13 protein-coding genes are annotated in these 13,881 nt (G+C 54.1%); 4 read left to right on the forward strand and 9 right to left on the reverse strand.

Annotation, left to right across the window (positions count from 1 at the left end; translation table 11 throughout):
* Positions 1-55 precede the first annotated feature (55 nt).
* The 3 genes from iraP to RVY89_RS14480 form a co-directional block, all read right to left on the reverse strand.
* Positions 56-316: an anti-adapter protein IraP gene (gene iraP / locus RVY89_RS14470; protein ID WP_023293178.1), complete on the reverse strand. Its 261-nt coding sequence runs from the start codon at positions 314-316 to the stop codon at positions 56-58.
* A gap of 210 nt (positions 317-526) precedes the next feature.
* Positions 527-1,741, reverse strand: coding sequence for a multidrug efflux MFS transporter (locus tag RVY89_RS14475; RefSeq protein WP_371898733.1), 1,215 nt, complete (start codon positions 1,739-1,741; stop codon positions 527-529).
* A 168-nt stretch (positions 1,742-1,909) separates the two neighbouring features.
* Entirely contained in the window at positions 1,910-2,593 is a 684-nt protein-coding gene (locus RVY89_RS14480) for an extensin-like domain-containing protein (protein ID WP_484825701.1), read from the reverse strand.
* Between the two features lie 103 nt (positions 2,594-2,696).
* On the opposite strand from RVY89_RS14480, the gene ddlA reads away from it, so the two are divergent.
* Complete coding sequence (gene ddlA, locus RVY89_RS14485) at positions 2,697-3,797, forward strand: D-alanine--D-alanine ligase (RefSeq protein ID WP_484825702.1); 1,101 nt, start codon at positions 2,697-2,699, stop codon at positions 3,795-3,797.
* Here ddlA and RVY89_RS14490 read toward each other — a convergent pair.
* Positions 3,794-4,030: a DUF2754 domain-containing protein gene (locus RVY89_RS14490; protein WP_484825703.1), complete on the reverse strand. Its 237-nt coding sequence runs from the start codon at positions 4,028-4,030 to the stop codon at positions 3,794-3,796. The genes ddlA and RVY89_RS14490 overlap by 4 nt on opposite strands.
* Before the next feature lie 247 nt (positions 4,031-4,277).
* On the opposite strand from RVY89_RS14490, the gene RVY89_RS14495 reads away from it, so the two are divergent.
* Positions 4,278-4,577, forward strand: a complete 300-nt coding sequence (locus RVY89_RS14495) for a DUF2755 family protein (protein ID WP_008503287.1) — start codon at positions 4,278-4,280, stop codon at positions 4,575-4,577.
* On the opposite strand, the gene RVY89_RS14500 is transcribed toward RVY89_RS14495, so the two are convergent.
* From RVY89_RS14500 to RVY89_RS14510, 3 genes are all read right to left on the reverse strand, one after another.
* Entirely contained in the window at positions 4,574-5,671 is a 1,098-nt protein-coding gene (locus RVY89_RS14500; protein WP_484825704.1) for a DUF1615 domain-containing protein, read from the reverse strand. The two genes, RVY89_RS14495 and RVY89_RS14500, sit on opposite strands and share 4 nt — an antisense overlap.
* 14 nt (positions 5,672-5,685) lie before the next feature.
* A complete protein-coding gene (gene sbmA / locus RVY89_RS14505; RefSeq protein ID WP_484825705.1) occupies positions 5,686-6,906 on the reverse strand; it encodes a peptide antibiotic transporter SbmA in 1,221 nt (406 codons plus the stop codon).
* 114 nt (positions 6,907-7,020) lie between these two features.
* Positions 7,021-7,554: an isochorismatase family protein gene (locus tag RVY89_RS14510; RefSeq protein ID WP_429053745.1), complete on the reverse strand. Its 534-nt coding sequence runs from the start codon at positions 7,552-7,554 to the stop codon at positions 7,021-7,023.
* A gap of 204 nt (positions 7,555-7,758) precedes the next feature.
* Here RVY89_RS14510 and ampH point away from each other — a divergent pair, with 204 nt between their 5' ends.
* Positions 7,759-8,919 (forward strand): D-alanyl-D-alanine-carboxypeptidase/endopeptidase AmpH, encoded by a 1,161-nt coding sequence (gene ampH / locus RVY89_RS14515; RefSeq protein WP_029739742.1) that lies wholly within the window; start codon positions 7,759-7,761, stop codon positions 8,917-8,919.
* Between the two features lie 2 nt (positions 8,920-8,921).
* Here the strand turns inward: ampH and RVY89_RS14520 are convergent, their stop codons facing one another.
* Positions 8,922-9,545: a helix-turn-helix domain-containing protein gene (locus tag RVY89_RS14520; RefSeq protein WP_484825706.1), complete on the reverse strand. Its 624-nt coding sequence runs from the start codon at positions 9,543-9,545 to the stop codon at positions 8,922-8,924.
* A gap of 93 nt (positions 9,546-9,638) precedes the next feature.
* Positions 9,639-12,413 carry an autotransporter outer membrane beta-barrel domain-containing protein gene (locus tag RVY89_RS14525; RefSeq protein WP_484825707.1) on the reverse strand — a complete coding sequence of 925 codons (2,775 nt, stop codon included), beginning with the start codon at positions 12,411-12,413 and terminating at the stop codon, positions 9,639-9,641.
* 453 nt (positions 12,414-12,866) lie between these two features.
* Between RVY89_RS14525 and hemB the strand changes: the two genes are divergently transcribed.
* Positions 12,867-13,841 carry a porphobilinogen synthase gene (gene hemB, locus RVY89_RS14530; RefSeq protein WP_045909816.1) on the forward strand — a complete coding sequence of 325 codons (975 nt, stop codon included), beginning with the start codon at positions 12,867-12,869 and terminating at the stop codon, positions 13,839-13,841.
* Positions 13,842-13,881: the final 40 nt, after the last annotated feature.

Raw genomic sequence — 13,881 nt, forward strand, 5'->3', positions numbered from 1 at the left:
ACTATAGGCATCCTGCATGACAATTCTATGACACGTCGTTACGTCCTGTGACGGTTTAGCTGCGCGGATGCCTTAACAGCTTCTTTACGTACTGGTGGAGCATCTCAGCATCCTCAACCGGTACCTGCGATTCAGGTCTGACGCTCTCCAGCGCGCCTTCAACGCTTTCAATCAACGCCTGTTGATCGGTTTTCGCCATTTGTCGCAGCAGCGCGGTGACCACTATTTCAAGCGCTTCGACCTGAGCCACCAGCTCTTTTGACTCCTCTTCCTTTTGTGCCAGCTTGACCAGCAATTCAGCAATGAGATTCTTCATCGTGCCAGTTCCTTTTTCAGTTTTGTCTGACGTTATCACTCTGAATCCATATTGCAAAGAGAAGATATTAATTATGGTATGCAAAAGTGATACAGGAACGGAAATAAAGAGGCAGCGCCGTGAGCGAAACGTTTTTCTATAAAAAGATGCCGCATTTTGTTATATAAAAATGCGGCTACCATAAGAATATATAATACATCTGACAAATCGTTATCTCGTCGATTTGGCCTCCGCCATTTGTCTGCGACGGCGCAGCGCAATAGCCAGCTGGATAATATTGATTAAAACGACAATCGCCGTGGCGGCAAATACCCAACGAAAACCGGCCATTGCGGAAACGGATGCGCCAATAAGCGGACCGGCAACATTCCCCAGATACATAAATGACTGGTTATATCCAAAAATACGCCCCGTCACCTGGTCGCTGGAATATTTGACCAGCAGGGTCTGTACCGCAGGCAACATGGCGCCGTCAGCAAAGCCGAGCAGAAATCGCAATACGCCAAGCTGAAGCGGAGAGGTGACAAACGACATCGCGAAGAAGAGCACGACCGCAAAAATTAGCGTCGCCATCAGGATGCGCGCGGTGCCGATCCTGTCACCCAGTTTCCCCAGACGGGGCGCGGAAATCAGGGCGGATACGCCCGGCACGGCGGCAATCATGCCGCTCAGAAAAGCGATATTCGTGCTCTCCGGCTCCATCGACTTAATAAACAGCGCCAGAATCGGACCGACCGAACCGTTACAGAGCTGGATAACCATAGTGGTCACAAACAGGCTGATCATCAGCCCCGGATAGGGCAGCGAGGCGAAGACCGCCTTGCCGCTGAGGCGTTCAGATTTACTGATAACCGGGCGCCCACCTTCTTTAATCAGAAAGAGCGTGACCAGAAAACTGACCACCAGCAGGATCGCGGTGATAATAAATACCGCTCGCAGCCCGACGTGGTCCGCCAGAAAGCCCCCCAGCAGCGGCCCGCCGATAACGCCGCTTATCTGTGCCGTGGAGAGCGTACTCAGCGCCCAGCCGCTACGCTCGCGCGGCACCTGAGAGGCGACAAGCGCCATGGCATTCGGAATGTACCCGGACGTCAGCCCCATCACCGCGCGCAGGAAAAACAGCTGCCAGACGTTGGTGGCGAAGGCCTGCAGCAGAATGGCTATCGCCATCCCGAGCGAGGCGCGCAGCAGCATCAGTTTTCGGCCTTTCCGATCCGCCAGGCTGCCCCACATCGGTGACACAATGGCGGAGACCAGAAACGTGACGCTGAACGTCAGACCGGACCACATGGAGAGCGCTTCATGCGAAGTCACCCCCAGCTGCGAAACGTACAGCGGCAGGAACGGCAGGATCTGGCTGATGGCCAGCCCGGTAAAGAAGCAGCCGAACCAGACTGAGATGAGATTAACTTTCCAGGATTCCATAACGAAATAGTCTTCATTTTTAGGCGAATTCGCCTACAGATTAGCAAGTTACGCGTTTTGACGTCGCACCAGAGATGCGGCCGGACTGACTTTGGTGTTTTATCTTCCCAGTCATCATATTTGTGAAATAAGTCACAATTCATCCATTTTCTGGCGGAATATTATGCTTCACCGACAGAGTCCGAAACCGCGCATGCCCAGATGAAAATGGTTGGCATGCGCCGCGTTATACTCCGGTCCCAGGCCGTTTCCGTAGTAGCCACAGCTCGCCGCCAGCATGGCCTTCAGCCATGGCTGCGTTGTCGCCGCCTTCCAGCCGTTCAGTACCGTGACGCGTTCCCCGTTCGCCAGACGAAAAGCGGCGATATCCAGCGCCTCCGCCGTGGCATGTTCACTGCGGCGCGCGTCAGGGCGGTGATAAATATTGCGGCAGGCAAAGCTGCCGAGATGGTCGATGCGCGCCAGGTCAGAGCCCGTATAGCGCTTTGTCAGCGGCCGTGCCTGCTGGCTAATAAAGAGGGCTGAGCTGAGCGCCAGCGGACAGCTGGCAAGAAAGCTGCCGTTCAGGCCGACCGGGCCGAAGTCACGCACGCGCACGACGTTGCTCAGCGGGCATTCCCCGGCGCTGTCGGCGACCGGCTGGGTGCGGATGAGCTCTCTCTGGTTAGCCTGTAACAGCAGGCTCGCGCACGCCTCGGGGGTTAAACGCCGAAGCTTATACTGAGTGATTAGGCCTGGCGGATCGTCAAGCGTCAGCGGCATGAAAGGGTTGTAGTAAGGCGGCAACCAGCGGTAACCCAGCGTTGCGATGGTCAAAATGATAAATCCGGTCAGCAGCGTTTTTCCTTTCACTCTCCCCCCTCAACATTCCCCAAAACATTATGGCAGAAGGCCGCGAAACCCGCCGGGCATCGTGGTATGTTATTGGCTTTTCGTCAGACTGGAAGAGAGTGAGATGGCTAAGCAGCGCGTAGGTATTGTCTTTGGGGGAAAATCAGCGGAGCACGAAGTGTCATTGCAATCGGCCAAAAATATCGTTGATGCGATCGATAAAAGCCGTTTCGACGTGGTGCTGCTGGGCATTGATAAACAGGGCCAGTGGCACGTTAACGATGCCAGCCAGTATCTGCTGAACGCTCACGATCCGGCACACATCGCTCTGAATCCTTCGGAAGTGAGCGTCGCCACCGTACCCGGCGTCGTGAAGGGGCAGCTCATCGACGCCGGCAATGCACAGGCTCTCGCCCAGATCGACGTTGTCTTCCCTATCGTTCACGGCACCCTGGGGGAAGATGGGTCCCTGCAGGGGATGCTGCGCATGGCCAACCTGCCGTTCGTCGGCTCGGACGTACTTGGCTCTGCCGCGTGCATGGACAAAGACGTCACCAAACGCCTGCTGCGCGATGCCGGGCTGAACATTGCGCCATTCGTGACCCTTACTCGCGCCAACCGCGACAAGCACAGCTTCGCGCAAATTAGCGGAGAGCTGGGTCTGCCGCTGTTTGTGAAGCCGGCAAACCAGGGCTCCTCCGTGGGCGTAAGCAAAGTGACCAGCGAAGCAGAGTTCACGCAGGCCGTCCGTCTGGCGTTTGAGTTCGACCATAAAGTAGTGGTGGAGCAGGGCATCAAAGGCCGTGAAATTGAGTGTGCCGTGCTGGGCAACGATTTTCCACAGGCGAGCACCTGCGGCGAAGTGGTCTTAAACAGCGACTTCTACTCGTACGACACCAAATACATTGATGACAAAGGCGCGCAGGTTGTCGTACCTGCGGATATCGATCCGGCGATTAACGATAAGATCCGGACGATCGCCATTCGCGCCTATCAGACGCTCGGCTGTAGCGGCATGGCGCGCGTGGATGTGTTCCTGACGGCGGAAAACGAGGTGGTGATCAATGAAATCAACACGCTGCCGGGGTTCACTAACATCAGCATGTATCCGAAACTGTGGCAGGCCAGCGGCCTTAGCTACCCGGAGCTGATCACCCGCCTGATCGAACTGGCGCTGGAGCGTCACGCCGCCGACAGCGCGCTTAAAAGTTCCGTAAACGGTTAATCGGCGCTTTTCGCCGACTCAGCTTCATCCGCTGTCGTCTCTTCAGGACGACGGCGGATAATAAACCCCGCCAGCCAGAAACTTATCACCCAGGTCACCAGCCCAACGGCATACGTTTGCCAGCCTTTTGCTTCAAACCCCAGCAGGCCCACGACACCGTTAAGAATAAAGATCAGCCCGATAGCGAAGGCGTAGTAGTGCCAGTCACGGCGTAGTTTGGACGTGAGCTTCATAACAACTCCGGCAGGAAAAAAAGACATCCTCTCACAGTTTTACGGCCAGGTCTGTGGCAGATACGGAAATTCTGAAACGCGACGCAATTTCACGTAAGTGATGAAATTGTGATGTGCTGCAGAAATCAACAATCCAGGAGGATTCCGGCGCGTAAATTACCACGATTCTGATATTGACAAATGCGATGACCTGTCAAACTCACCCTGTACGAAGCGTAATATCAGAGCGATTTATCCGGAGGTCATCATGGCTGACTTTACATTGTCGAAACCGATTTTTGGCGGCAAACCAAAAACCTCCACGGCGGGTAATATCGCGTATGCCCTGTTTGTCCTGTTCTGCTTCTGGGCTGGCTCACAGCTGCTCAATATGCTGGTCCATGCGCCTGGCGTTTATGAACACCTGATGCAGGTGCAGGATAACGGACGCCCGCGAGTTGAGATTGGGTTTGGCGTCAGTACTCTGTTCGGCCTGATTCCCTTCCTCGCGGGATGTATGATTCTGGGCGTTGTGGCATTAGTGCTGCGCTTTCGCCGTCGCCGTTAAAGCCCCATACAGCGAGCCCGGCGATCGTCCACGCGTTTAGCGAACCACGCGGTGGTGAGGTTACGCGTGATCTTCGGGCTTTCCAGCTGAATGCCCGGCAGGATAGCCCTCGGTAACGTTTTCCCGCTCTTCTTCTCTGCAAGCGCAAAGACATTCTTGTACAGATCCGTTTTCTCAAAGGCCAGACTATCGCCTTTCTCAAGCTGGCGGCGAATGTCGCTGTTGCTCAAGCCAAGCGTGGTCGATAATTTCCGTACGGCAAGCTCTGTGCTTCCCGCCTCGCTGCTGCCGTAAGCGATGAGATCGCCGTCCAGAGCGAGCTTAACGCCACTTGCGCGGCTGACCGCACTCTGGAATGCCGCATTACGGCTGGCATACCAGCCGGCATTAAAGTCGGCAAAGCGGTACAGCGGCTCATCGTAGTTCGCCGGGTAGTTCAACAGGTGATACGTACCGAACCACAGTCCACCGCGAAGAGAGAAGACCTCCTGGCGCACCGTACCGTCGATTTTCCACGGATAGCCGTCGGTGTGTTTCTCCGCGAACGCGATGCTTACCTGCATTGGGCCACCGGTGTGGACCGGGTTCAGTGAGCCAAACAGCTTCTGCCCTATTGGGACCATGCTGATGAAATCATCAAAGATGGCGCTAAGCTGTTTTTCGGTTTTCACCGTATCCAGCCGTTCGCTGTAGCTTTTGCCGTTCGGCGAGGTGATTTTAAGCGCGGTATGCACCAGGAACACCGGAATGTGCATGGACTCCGCGCGGCGGTCGATCTCTTTCCAGGCGATTTTATTCAGCCCCGGCACAGCCGGGTCTGACTGGTACATCGACTCCTGCTGTGCCACCGCCAGCACCGAGCAGATATTCTCCTCGGTCGGCGCGATCTTTTGGCTTTCAAAGGTTTTTGCCAGCGCGTCTGCCCACGCATTGCGATCCTTCACGCTGGCGGGCATTTTCTGCCGCACAACGCTCGCCACATCGACGGGCTTCTCGCCCTTTTTGAGCGGAGCGGCCCCCTTTTCGGCACAGCCTGCCAGTACAAAAGCGGCCAGAATGGTCAACGGTACTGCGCGCGGTACGGCAAAAGACATAGCAACGTCCTGTATTAGCTAAATGTGTTGGTGACTTCCTGCAGGTCACGATCGTCCAGCTCGCGTTCAAAGCTGCGCAGACGTTTGTAGATGGACATCAGTTCCACCAGCGTGGTCCAGGAGCTGATCAGGTACTGGAAAGATCCACGAACCTGACCGAAAACGTTGGTGATCTGCGTCATCAGGCCGAGCGTAATCGTACCTGCAACAATGGACGGAAACAGCAGGAACAAACCGAAAACGTTATCCACCTGCAGATACAAAATACGCGCAATGTTAAAATACATGTAGTGGAAGTAGAGTCGGAAGTAGTTACGACGCACGGCGCCAAACAGCTCGCGGATGGTCGGCGGCGAAGCGCGATTGGCATCGTCTTCACCGTAAACCAGTTCTTTACGGTAAGCGGCTTCCACGCGTTGATTTTTAAACTCAAGACCCGGCAGCTTGATCCCCACCACCGCCAGCAGGCCCGTCCCCATCAGCGACCAGACGATCGCGGCAATCACCAGACCATACGGAATATGACCGACAATAGGCAGATCCGGCACGTGCGCAGAGAGCGTCACCAGCACCGGCAGGAAGGCAATCAGCGTCATGATGGCGTTGATAAAGCTGACGCCCATGTCTTCAAGCGTGGAGGCAAAACGCATGGTGTCTTCCTGCACGCGCTGCGCGGCACCTTCGATATGCCGCAGGTGCTGCCAGTGCGCCATATAATGTTCGTTCATCGCGGTACGCCAGCGGAAAACGTAGTGGCTGACGAAGAAGTTGTTCATCACGCCGATGATAACCGCAATCAGGGCGATGCCGAGGAAGACGCCAACTTCATGGTAGAACTGGTTGATGGTCACCTTATGCGGCGAGCTCAGCGCGGTCTGGATCAGATCGTAGAACGGCGCATACCAGGCGTTAACCGCCACGCCCACTTCTACGAGGAACCAGGTCACAAAGATAATCAGCGATGTGCCAAGGATCGACCAGTACTGCCAGCGGTGCGGAGAATACATAAACCAGAACAGGGCAAACAGCCCTACGCACACCGTGTAGTAGGCATAAAACAGCAGGTAGCTGAGCGACCAGAAGCGCGCCGCGCTAATCGGCACCTCGCCTGTCGCCCCCGTGATGCGCGTCAGCCATGCGCCGCCGCCCGCCTGCCAGAAAATGACAGCGATCAGTGCCCAAATAAATGCCGACAGGAAAAAAGGCCCCGGCTTTGGGAAAAAAGACTTAAACATAATGCTTCCTTCTTGTTGTTATGGCTGTTGCTGTGCACAACACATCACCACACGAAAATCTGCCTGAGTCAGCCACCCGACGCAGGCAAAAAGGTCAGACCCGAGGGTTGATTATTAGTTCGCTTTCCAGTTTTCGAGAATTGTTTCGGTGCGTTTCACCGCGAGAGGATTCGCGGGTGCGATGAAGTCGCGCCAGACGTCGTTGTAGTGGTTAATCAGAACCTGAGCATCAGCCGCCGGGCGATTGGCGGTGGTATGGGCATCTTCCGCCACGATGATGTGGTAGCCGCGACTGACGCCGTTTTTAATGGTCGCGTCGACGCAGTAATCGGTGGCGCAGCCGCAGATGACAAACTCGCAAATGCCCTGCTCGCGCAGCAGCGCTTCAAGCGAGGTGTTATAGAAGGCATCACAGGCGGTTTTGGTCACGTAAAGTGCGCCAGCCGGCTGATTGAGTTCAGGCAGTAGCGCAAACCCTTCACTTCCCTCTTCCAGCCCCCCGGTCTCGGTATGCTGAATAAAAATCACCTTGTCGGCTGCCTGCGTAAGCTGGTTGATCAGAGAGACGCACTTTTCGCGCTGATGACGCGGGGTTTCAAATACCCCGTTCTGCATATCGACAACCATAACCACACGCTTTTCAGACATACCGTTCTCCGTAAGATTGAGTGACACTGGTGCCTATCATAAGCCCGATGTCACAAAATGGGAGATGGCTCGCAAGTAAATTGTTCATATTTACCCATGGTTACGTTTTTCTCGCTATCGTTATGCAATTCCGGGCATTGCACGGTACCGATTAGTAGTATAAATACCCATTACTTTCCTCATTCACTTCATGGATGCTTTTCGTTGAAACGTTGTCTGCTCTCTTTTGCCGCGCTGTGTGCGGTGAGCTTTTCTACCGCCCAGGCAGCCCAACCGCTGACGGCGCCCGTTTTAGCTTCAGACATTGCCGATCGCTACGCGAACCTTATCTATTACGGCAGCGGCGCGACCGGGATGGCGATGGTTGTCATCGACGGCAACCAGCGCGTGTTCCGCAGCTTTGGCGAAACGCGCCCAGGAAATAACGTTCACCCGCAGCTGGATTCCGTTATCCGCATCGCGTCCTTAACCAAGCTGATGACCAGCGAAATGCTGGTAAAACTGCTCGACCAGGGCGTGGTGAAACTCGACGACCCGCTCAGCAAATACGCGCCGCCAGGTGCCCGGGTACCCACGTATCAGGGGACGCCGATCCGGCTTGTGAACCTTGCCACCCACACCAGCGCTCTGCCGCGTGAACAGCCTGGCGGGGCTGCGCATCGTGACGTATTTGTCTGGCCAACGCGCGACCAGCGCTGGAGCTACCTGAGTACCGCCACGCTGAAGGCGGCCCCGGGTTCGCAGGCCTCTTATTCAAACCTGGCGTTTGACCTGCTGGCGGATGCCCTCTCGACGGCAGCGGGTAAACCCTACACGCAGCTGTTTGAAGAGCAAATAACCCGTCCGCTGGGCATGAAAGACACCACCTTTACCCCGTCCCCGGATCAGTGCCGTCGCCTGATGGTGGCGGAGAAAGGCGCAAGCCCCTGTAATAACACGCTGGCTGCCGTGGGCAGTGGCGGAGTGTATTCCACCCCTGGCGACATGATGCGCTGGATGCAGCAGTTCCTCTCATCGGATTTCTACGCTCGCAGCAGCCAGGCCGATCGTATGCAGACCCTGATTTATCAGCGTACTCAGCTGCACCGCGTTATCGGGATGGACGTGCCGGGTAAAGCCGATGCGCTCGGAATGGGCTGGGTCTATATGGCGCCGAAAAATGGCCGTCCGGGTATTATTCAGAAAACTGGCGGCGGCGGCGGGTTCATTACCTATATGGCAATGATCCCGCAGTCAAACGTGGGCGCGTTTGTGGTGGTCACCCGCTCCCCGCATACGCGTTTCGTCAATATGAGTGATGGTATTAATAACCTGGTGGCAGAACTGAGCGCCAATAAAGCCCAGGTGCTTACCGCGTCCAACTGATATTAATATTCCGTGGGCAAGCGGTTGATGCTGACCAGCTTGCCCCGGCTCATGTTGATATAGTTTCCCTGTCGCAGGGCGGCCAGAATTTCGGCAACAACAGAACGTGAAATGCGTGTGCTTTGCTGAATATGATTCATCACACCGATTTTTGAACGCAGCGTTTCATCCCATTCAGCCATATTTAACAGCATCGCGCGGATCTGGTGATAGGAGTTATTGCCCACCAGCTGCATATCGCGTTTCCCGAGAATGTAGTTTATCCAGGATAACCAGCAGAAGGCCTCTCTCCAGAGTGAATACTGCTGGATGAGTTGACGGGTGGTTTCCGTGGGCAAATAAAAACCGGTACAGGCCGTTTTAGCCATCACTCTGTATTCCTGAGAGTGATTAATGACCACCGTAGACAGACCGAAAATAAAAGGTGCCGTCGCGATCCCCACCAGCAGCTCATCGGAAGGGCGATATACCTCAATAACGCCGGTTTGTAATACGATCGTTCGAGGCTCATTTGATTCGCCTGACGTAATGGATTGTTGGGGAGCACATGTAAAAGGGGTACTGGCTGCTATTAACCCCTGTTCGAGCCGGCGTAATTCAGAAAGTGGTTTCGCATTAACATTCATGCAGACCTCAAGGCATCCGTATTTGTCGGTTCAATATTATTTTTATTGCTTCTGTAAAAAGCGGGGAAGATAACTCTCCCCCGCTTTTATTCATTACCAGGTATATTTCACGCCCAGGTTTGCGCCCCAATTCTGGTCAACGTCTGCGCCGCCCAGATAAGTGGCATCTGTGTAAGCGCTGAAGTTCTTCGTGAAGCTGAACTGAGTGCCCAGCCCAACACGAACAGCTGACCCTTTCACGCCATTATCAATGCTGTCACCGTTAATATCGGCATTGTTATCGGCGTCGTCATAGACGTAGGCCAGTTTGAAGTAAGGCGTCAGAGCCTGTTCGCCGCCGTAGTTGAAGGTATAACCCGTATCAACACCAAGTTCATAACGCAGGCTGTCGTAAGATTGTCCATCAACGCGCATGTCATTGCTCAGACGATAGTCATCACCAGACTGGAACAGACCCGATACGGCTGCGTATGGAGTAACGTAGCCAGAGAGGTTTGGTTTCCAGTCATAGCCCAGCTTCAGCCCAAAACCAACGGCGTCACTGGTGGTATTGCCGTCAACATACTTACCGTTGCTCATGTTAGCGGAAAGATCGCTGTTGAAGCGGGTATAGCTCAGGGAGCTATCGAGGAACAGATCGTTCATGAACTTCGCCGACGCGTAGATCATCGCCGTCTGGCTGTCCTGATCGACCTGACCGGTACGATCGCTGATATCACCCTTCGCGAAACCTGCCGCACCACCGACGATCCATTTCGCGTTATTACCGTCAATCTGAGTATCCAGACCTACCATAATGCCGCTTACGTCCTGATCGTAGCTGATAACGCCATTGTCACCGTCGAAGTTGCCACCGAAGTAGCTCACCCACGCCCCGCCGTTATCCGCCAGGCCGTGACGGCTGTTGGTCAGGCGCGTGCCGACGGTATCCTGCTGCAGATTCCAGATATTGGTATTGGCTGATGGGATGCTCAGCGCCATATTGGCAGAGTCGGTCAGCTCTTTCTGCTGAAGGACAACCGCGTCACCCTGCTGCTGCGCCTGATAGGTGTACGCACCTAAATCGGCTTTGTTTGCGGCAGTAAAGCTGGCGGTGGTATCCGCATTATTGTCATAGACGCGAATAATCTCTTTGTTTTTGTAATCAGCAACGGAACCGGCCCCGGTCGCATCATCGATGCGCACCTGGTAGTTACCTGCAACGTCACCGTTCACTGACAGATGGCCATCAGAGTTGATCGCCACAACACCGTAGTCGTAATCGGCATTGTACTTATCGTTAGTGATATAGCGTGCGTTGTTCAGATCGCTGTTCAGGACGTAATCACGGCTGGCAACGTTCAGCACCCCGCCATCGGTCAGTTCCATATTGTGCGTATCAACCTGACCCAGCCCCAGCGCGAGCTCAGCACCGTTATCCACGGTGATGGTGTTGGCATACAGTTCGGCCGTTTCTTCCGTCAGTGCCGCACGGCTATAGCTGTCCAGATACAGATGGTCGGTCGCCACGCCACCGCTGTCCCCAATATTCATTGATGAAGCATTGGTCAGGGTGATGGAGTCCGCCAGCAGACCAGAGTCTTCAACGTTAACCTGAGACTGGTTATTTACCGTCAACGTGTCGATGTTTGAAAACTTGCGGGTATCCCACTCAGAGCCGTTGTCCAGCGCGATGTTAAACAGACCGCTCTGATACACCGCTTCGCCCGCGACATGTCCGTTGCTGTCATAGGTGGAGTCCGGCCAAATGCTGTTAGGGGACAGAGTGCTCCAGTCTACGTTGCTGTAGCCCTGGCCATACATCTGCGCAGTGCCGATAGCCTCGACGCTGGACTGCGCTGCGCCGACCCATTTGCTGCCGTTGGTGAGAGTAACATCCAGCTTATCGGTGCCATCCCAGCCGTTGGTAGTTGGGTTATAGATGCCATCGGCGGTGGTATCGGTTGCCGGGTCGCCGTTCGGATAGAAGTTGTTGTCGAAGGTGCTGGAGAACAGAATATCGCCAGTAACGGTGGAGTGATCGAACGTGGCGGTGGTCTGCATCGCGTTATCAGACGCGCCAGCAGCAACGATCAGCGCCGCATCATCCGCTGCCGTGGCATTCGTTTCGCCATAGTCGCTCGGTTTCGCGGTTTGACCGTAGAACCCGCTGGTCCCCAGATCGCTGTATGCGCCGGAGGTCAGAACGGAGTCTTTCACCACCAGCGTGTCGGTAAATACTTTGCTGCTGTTGGCTACGCCCTCAACACCGTCGTAAGGAGTGTTATCCAGCTCCTGATAACCCTGCGTCAGGGTAATCCCCGCGATGTGAGAATTATTCTGGATAACAATATCCGATTCCACATCCAGGGTAATCGCATTACCCAGATTATACGTGTCCAGATAGTGTCTTTCCGTATTTTCCCCATTCACGACATCATACGCATAATGCTCATAGGTATCGTTAATGGTGGAATTATCTACGGTCAGGCTAAAACGATCGTACTGAGAATGGGTTGTGCCATCGGTATCTATACCATCAGCACACGTGGTGGTCATACACTCAGAGGTAATCATGCCATTAATGGTGCTATTGGAAATGCTCAACGCATTCGCCCGACCATTGATACCATCATCAAGATAGTATGTTGAAATAACACCATTCACGATGCTTTTATTAATCACCGGATAAATATCACCGTCGTGGGTCGCATCTGAGTAATCCCAGTCGGCATAGCCATAATACCAGGGAGAGGAAGCGGTATTATCATATCCAAATGTATTATATGTCGTACCAGAAATATCCTTCGCATTGGCCTGAGAAGCGATAGCCAGAGTGCAGGCTAATGCAAGTTGAGATACAACGAGTTTCTTTTTCCATGTTTGCATTGGGTCATCCCTCCTCAGGGACGTAAGCAAGTTTGTCCATCAATGATTTTGCAACATTTAATTGCGGAGGGAATTATGCATTTTCATTTCGAAAAGGTTCAATGAATGATTCCATTAAGTCCGTATTCAGACAAAAAACACATCCAGACTAAAAAGCATAAGGCGTCATATAATAAATATTATAAAAACAGAATGTTAATACATAGCTAAACCAACAGGAAAAATACGCCAGAAAATAACAAATCACTTTTAAATATATTTTCATTTCCATATAGAAATAACACGAATACCTCATTCTCTTCTCAACGTTATACTGCCCTGCATTATATATTATTGATGACAGGCTAACTCACCTGCCGCATTTCACAAAAGCAAAATGCCCACTTTAGTAAAACACCCGTCTTCACTTTGATGTACACTAGCCCTCTTTGTTCCACAAACATCAGGCATACCATGACCGATTTAATTGCACGCCCACGCCGCCTGCGCAAGTCACCTGCACTGCGCGCTATGTTTGAAGAGACAACCCTGAGCTTAAACGATCTGGTGTTGCCGATTTTTGTCGAAGAAGAGATCGATGACTACAAAGCCATCGAAGCCATGCCGGGCGTAATGCGCATTCCGGAGAAATATCTGGCGCGTGAGATTGAACGCATCGCCAACGCGGGGATCCGCTCGGTGATGACCTTCGGCATCTCCCACCATACTGACGCGACCGGCAGCGACGCGTGGAAAGAAGATGGCCTCGTCGCCCGCATGTCCCGCATCTGCAAAGAAACCGTGCCGGAAATGGTGGTGATGTCCGACACCTGCTTCTGTGAATACACCTCGCACGGCCACTGCGGCGTACTGTGCGATCACGGCGTGGATAACGATGCCACCCTGCTTAACCTCGGCAAGCAGGCTGTGGTCGCGGCTGCGGCAGGCGCAGATTTCATCGCACCATCTGCGGCGATGGACGGACAGGTTCAGGCGATTCGTCAGGCCCTGGACGCGGCCGGTTTCACCGACACCGCCATCATGTCCTACTCCACTAAATTTGCCTCCTCCTTCTACGGCCCGTTCCGTGAAGCAGCCGGTACGGCGCTGAAAGGCGATCGTAAAACCTATCAGATGAACCCGCTGAACCGCCGCGAAGCGATTCGTGAATCCCTTCTTGATGAAGCCCAGGGCGCTGACTGCCTGATGGTAAAACCGGCTGGCGCGTACCTTGATATCCTGCGCGACATCCGCGAGCGCACCGAGCTGCCGCTGGGCGCTTATCAGGTGAGCGGTGAGTACGCGATGATCAAATTCGCCGCCCTGGCGGGTGCCATTGATGAAGAGAAAGTGATCCTGGAAAGCCTGGGGGCGATCAAACGCGCGGGCGCGGATCTGATCTTCAGCTACTTCGCGCTGGATCTGGCCGAGAAGAAAATTCTGCGTTAATCCGCTTTAGCGCCGGGTGACGCCTTCGCCTTACCCGGCC

The sequence above is a fragment of the Enterobacter sp. 3U4 genome (assembly GCF_057224565.1).

What these genes read in the sequence shown, in the direction of transcription:
- ddlA (WP_484825702.1), top strand. Translation starts at nt 2,697, where the DNA reads ATGGCTAAGCAGCGCGTAGGTATTGTCTTTGGGGGAAAATCAGCGGAG.
- hemB (WP_045909816.1), top strand. Translation starts at nt 12,867, where the DNA reads ATGACCGATTTAATTGCACGCCCACGCCGCCTGCGCAAGTCACCTGCA.
- RVY89_RS14490 (WP_484825703.1), bottom strand. Translation starts at nt 4,030, where the DNA reads ATGAAGCTCACGTCCAAACTACGCCGTGACTGGCACTACTACGCCTTC.
- RVY89_RS14510 (WP_429053745.1), bottom strand. Translation starts at nt 7,554, where the DNA reads ATGTCTGAAAAGCGTGTGGTTATGGTTGTCGATATGCAGAACGGGGTA.
- RVY89_RS14520 (WP_484825706.1), bottom strand. Translation starts at nt 9,545, where the DNA reads ATGAATGTTAATGCGAAACCACTTTCTGAATTACGCCGGCTCGAACAG.
- iraP (WP_023293178.1), bottom strand. Translation starts at nt 316, where the DNA reads ATGAAGAATCTCATTGCTGAATTGCTGGTCAAGCTGGCACAAAAGGAA.
- RVY89_RS14500 (WP_484825704.1), bottom strand. Translation starts at nt 5,671, where the DNA reads ATGTCTTTTGCCGTACCGCGCGCAGTACCGTTGACCATTCTGGCCGCT.
- RVY89_RS14525 (WP_484825707.1), bottom strand. Translation starts at nt 12,413, where the DNA reads ATGCAAACATGGAAAAAGAAACTCGTTGTATCTCAACTTGCATTAGCC.
- sbmA (WP_484825705.1), bottom strand. Translation starts at nt 6,906, where the DNA reads ATGTTTAAGTCTTTTTTCCCAAAGCCGGGGCCTTTTTTCCTGTCGGCA.
- RVY89_RS14475 (WP_371898733.1), bottom strand. Translation starts at nt 1,741, where the DNA reads ATGGAATCCTGGAAAGTTAATCTCATCTCAGTCTGGTTCGGCTGCTTC.
- RVY89_RS14495 (WP_008503287.1), top strand. Translation starts at nt 4,278, where the DNA reads ATGGCTGACTTTACATTGTCGAAACCGATTTTTGGCGGCAAACCAAAA.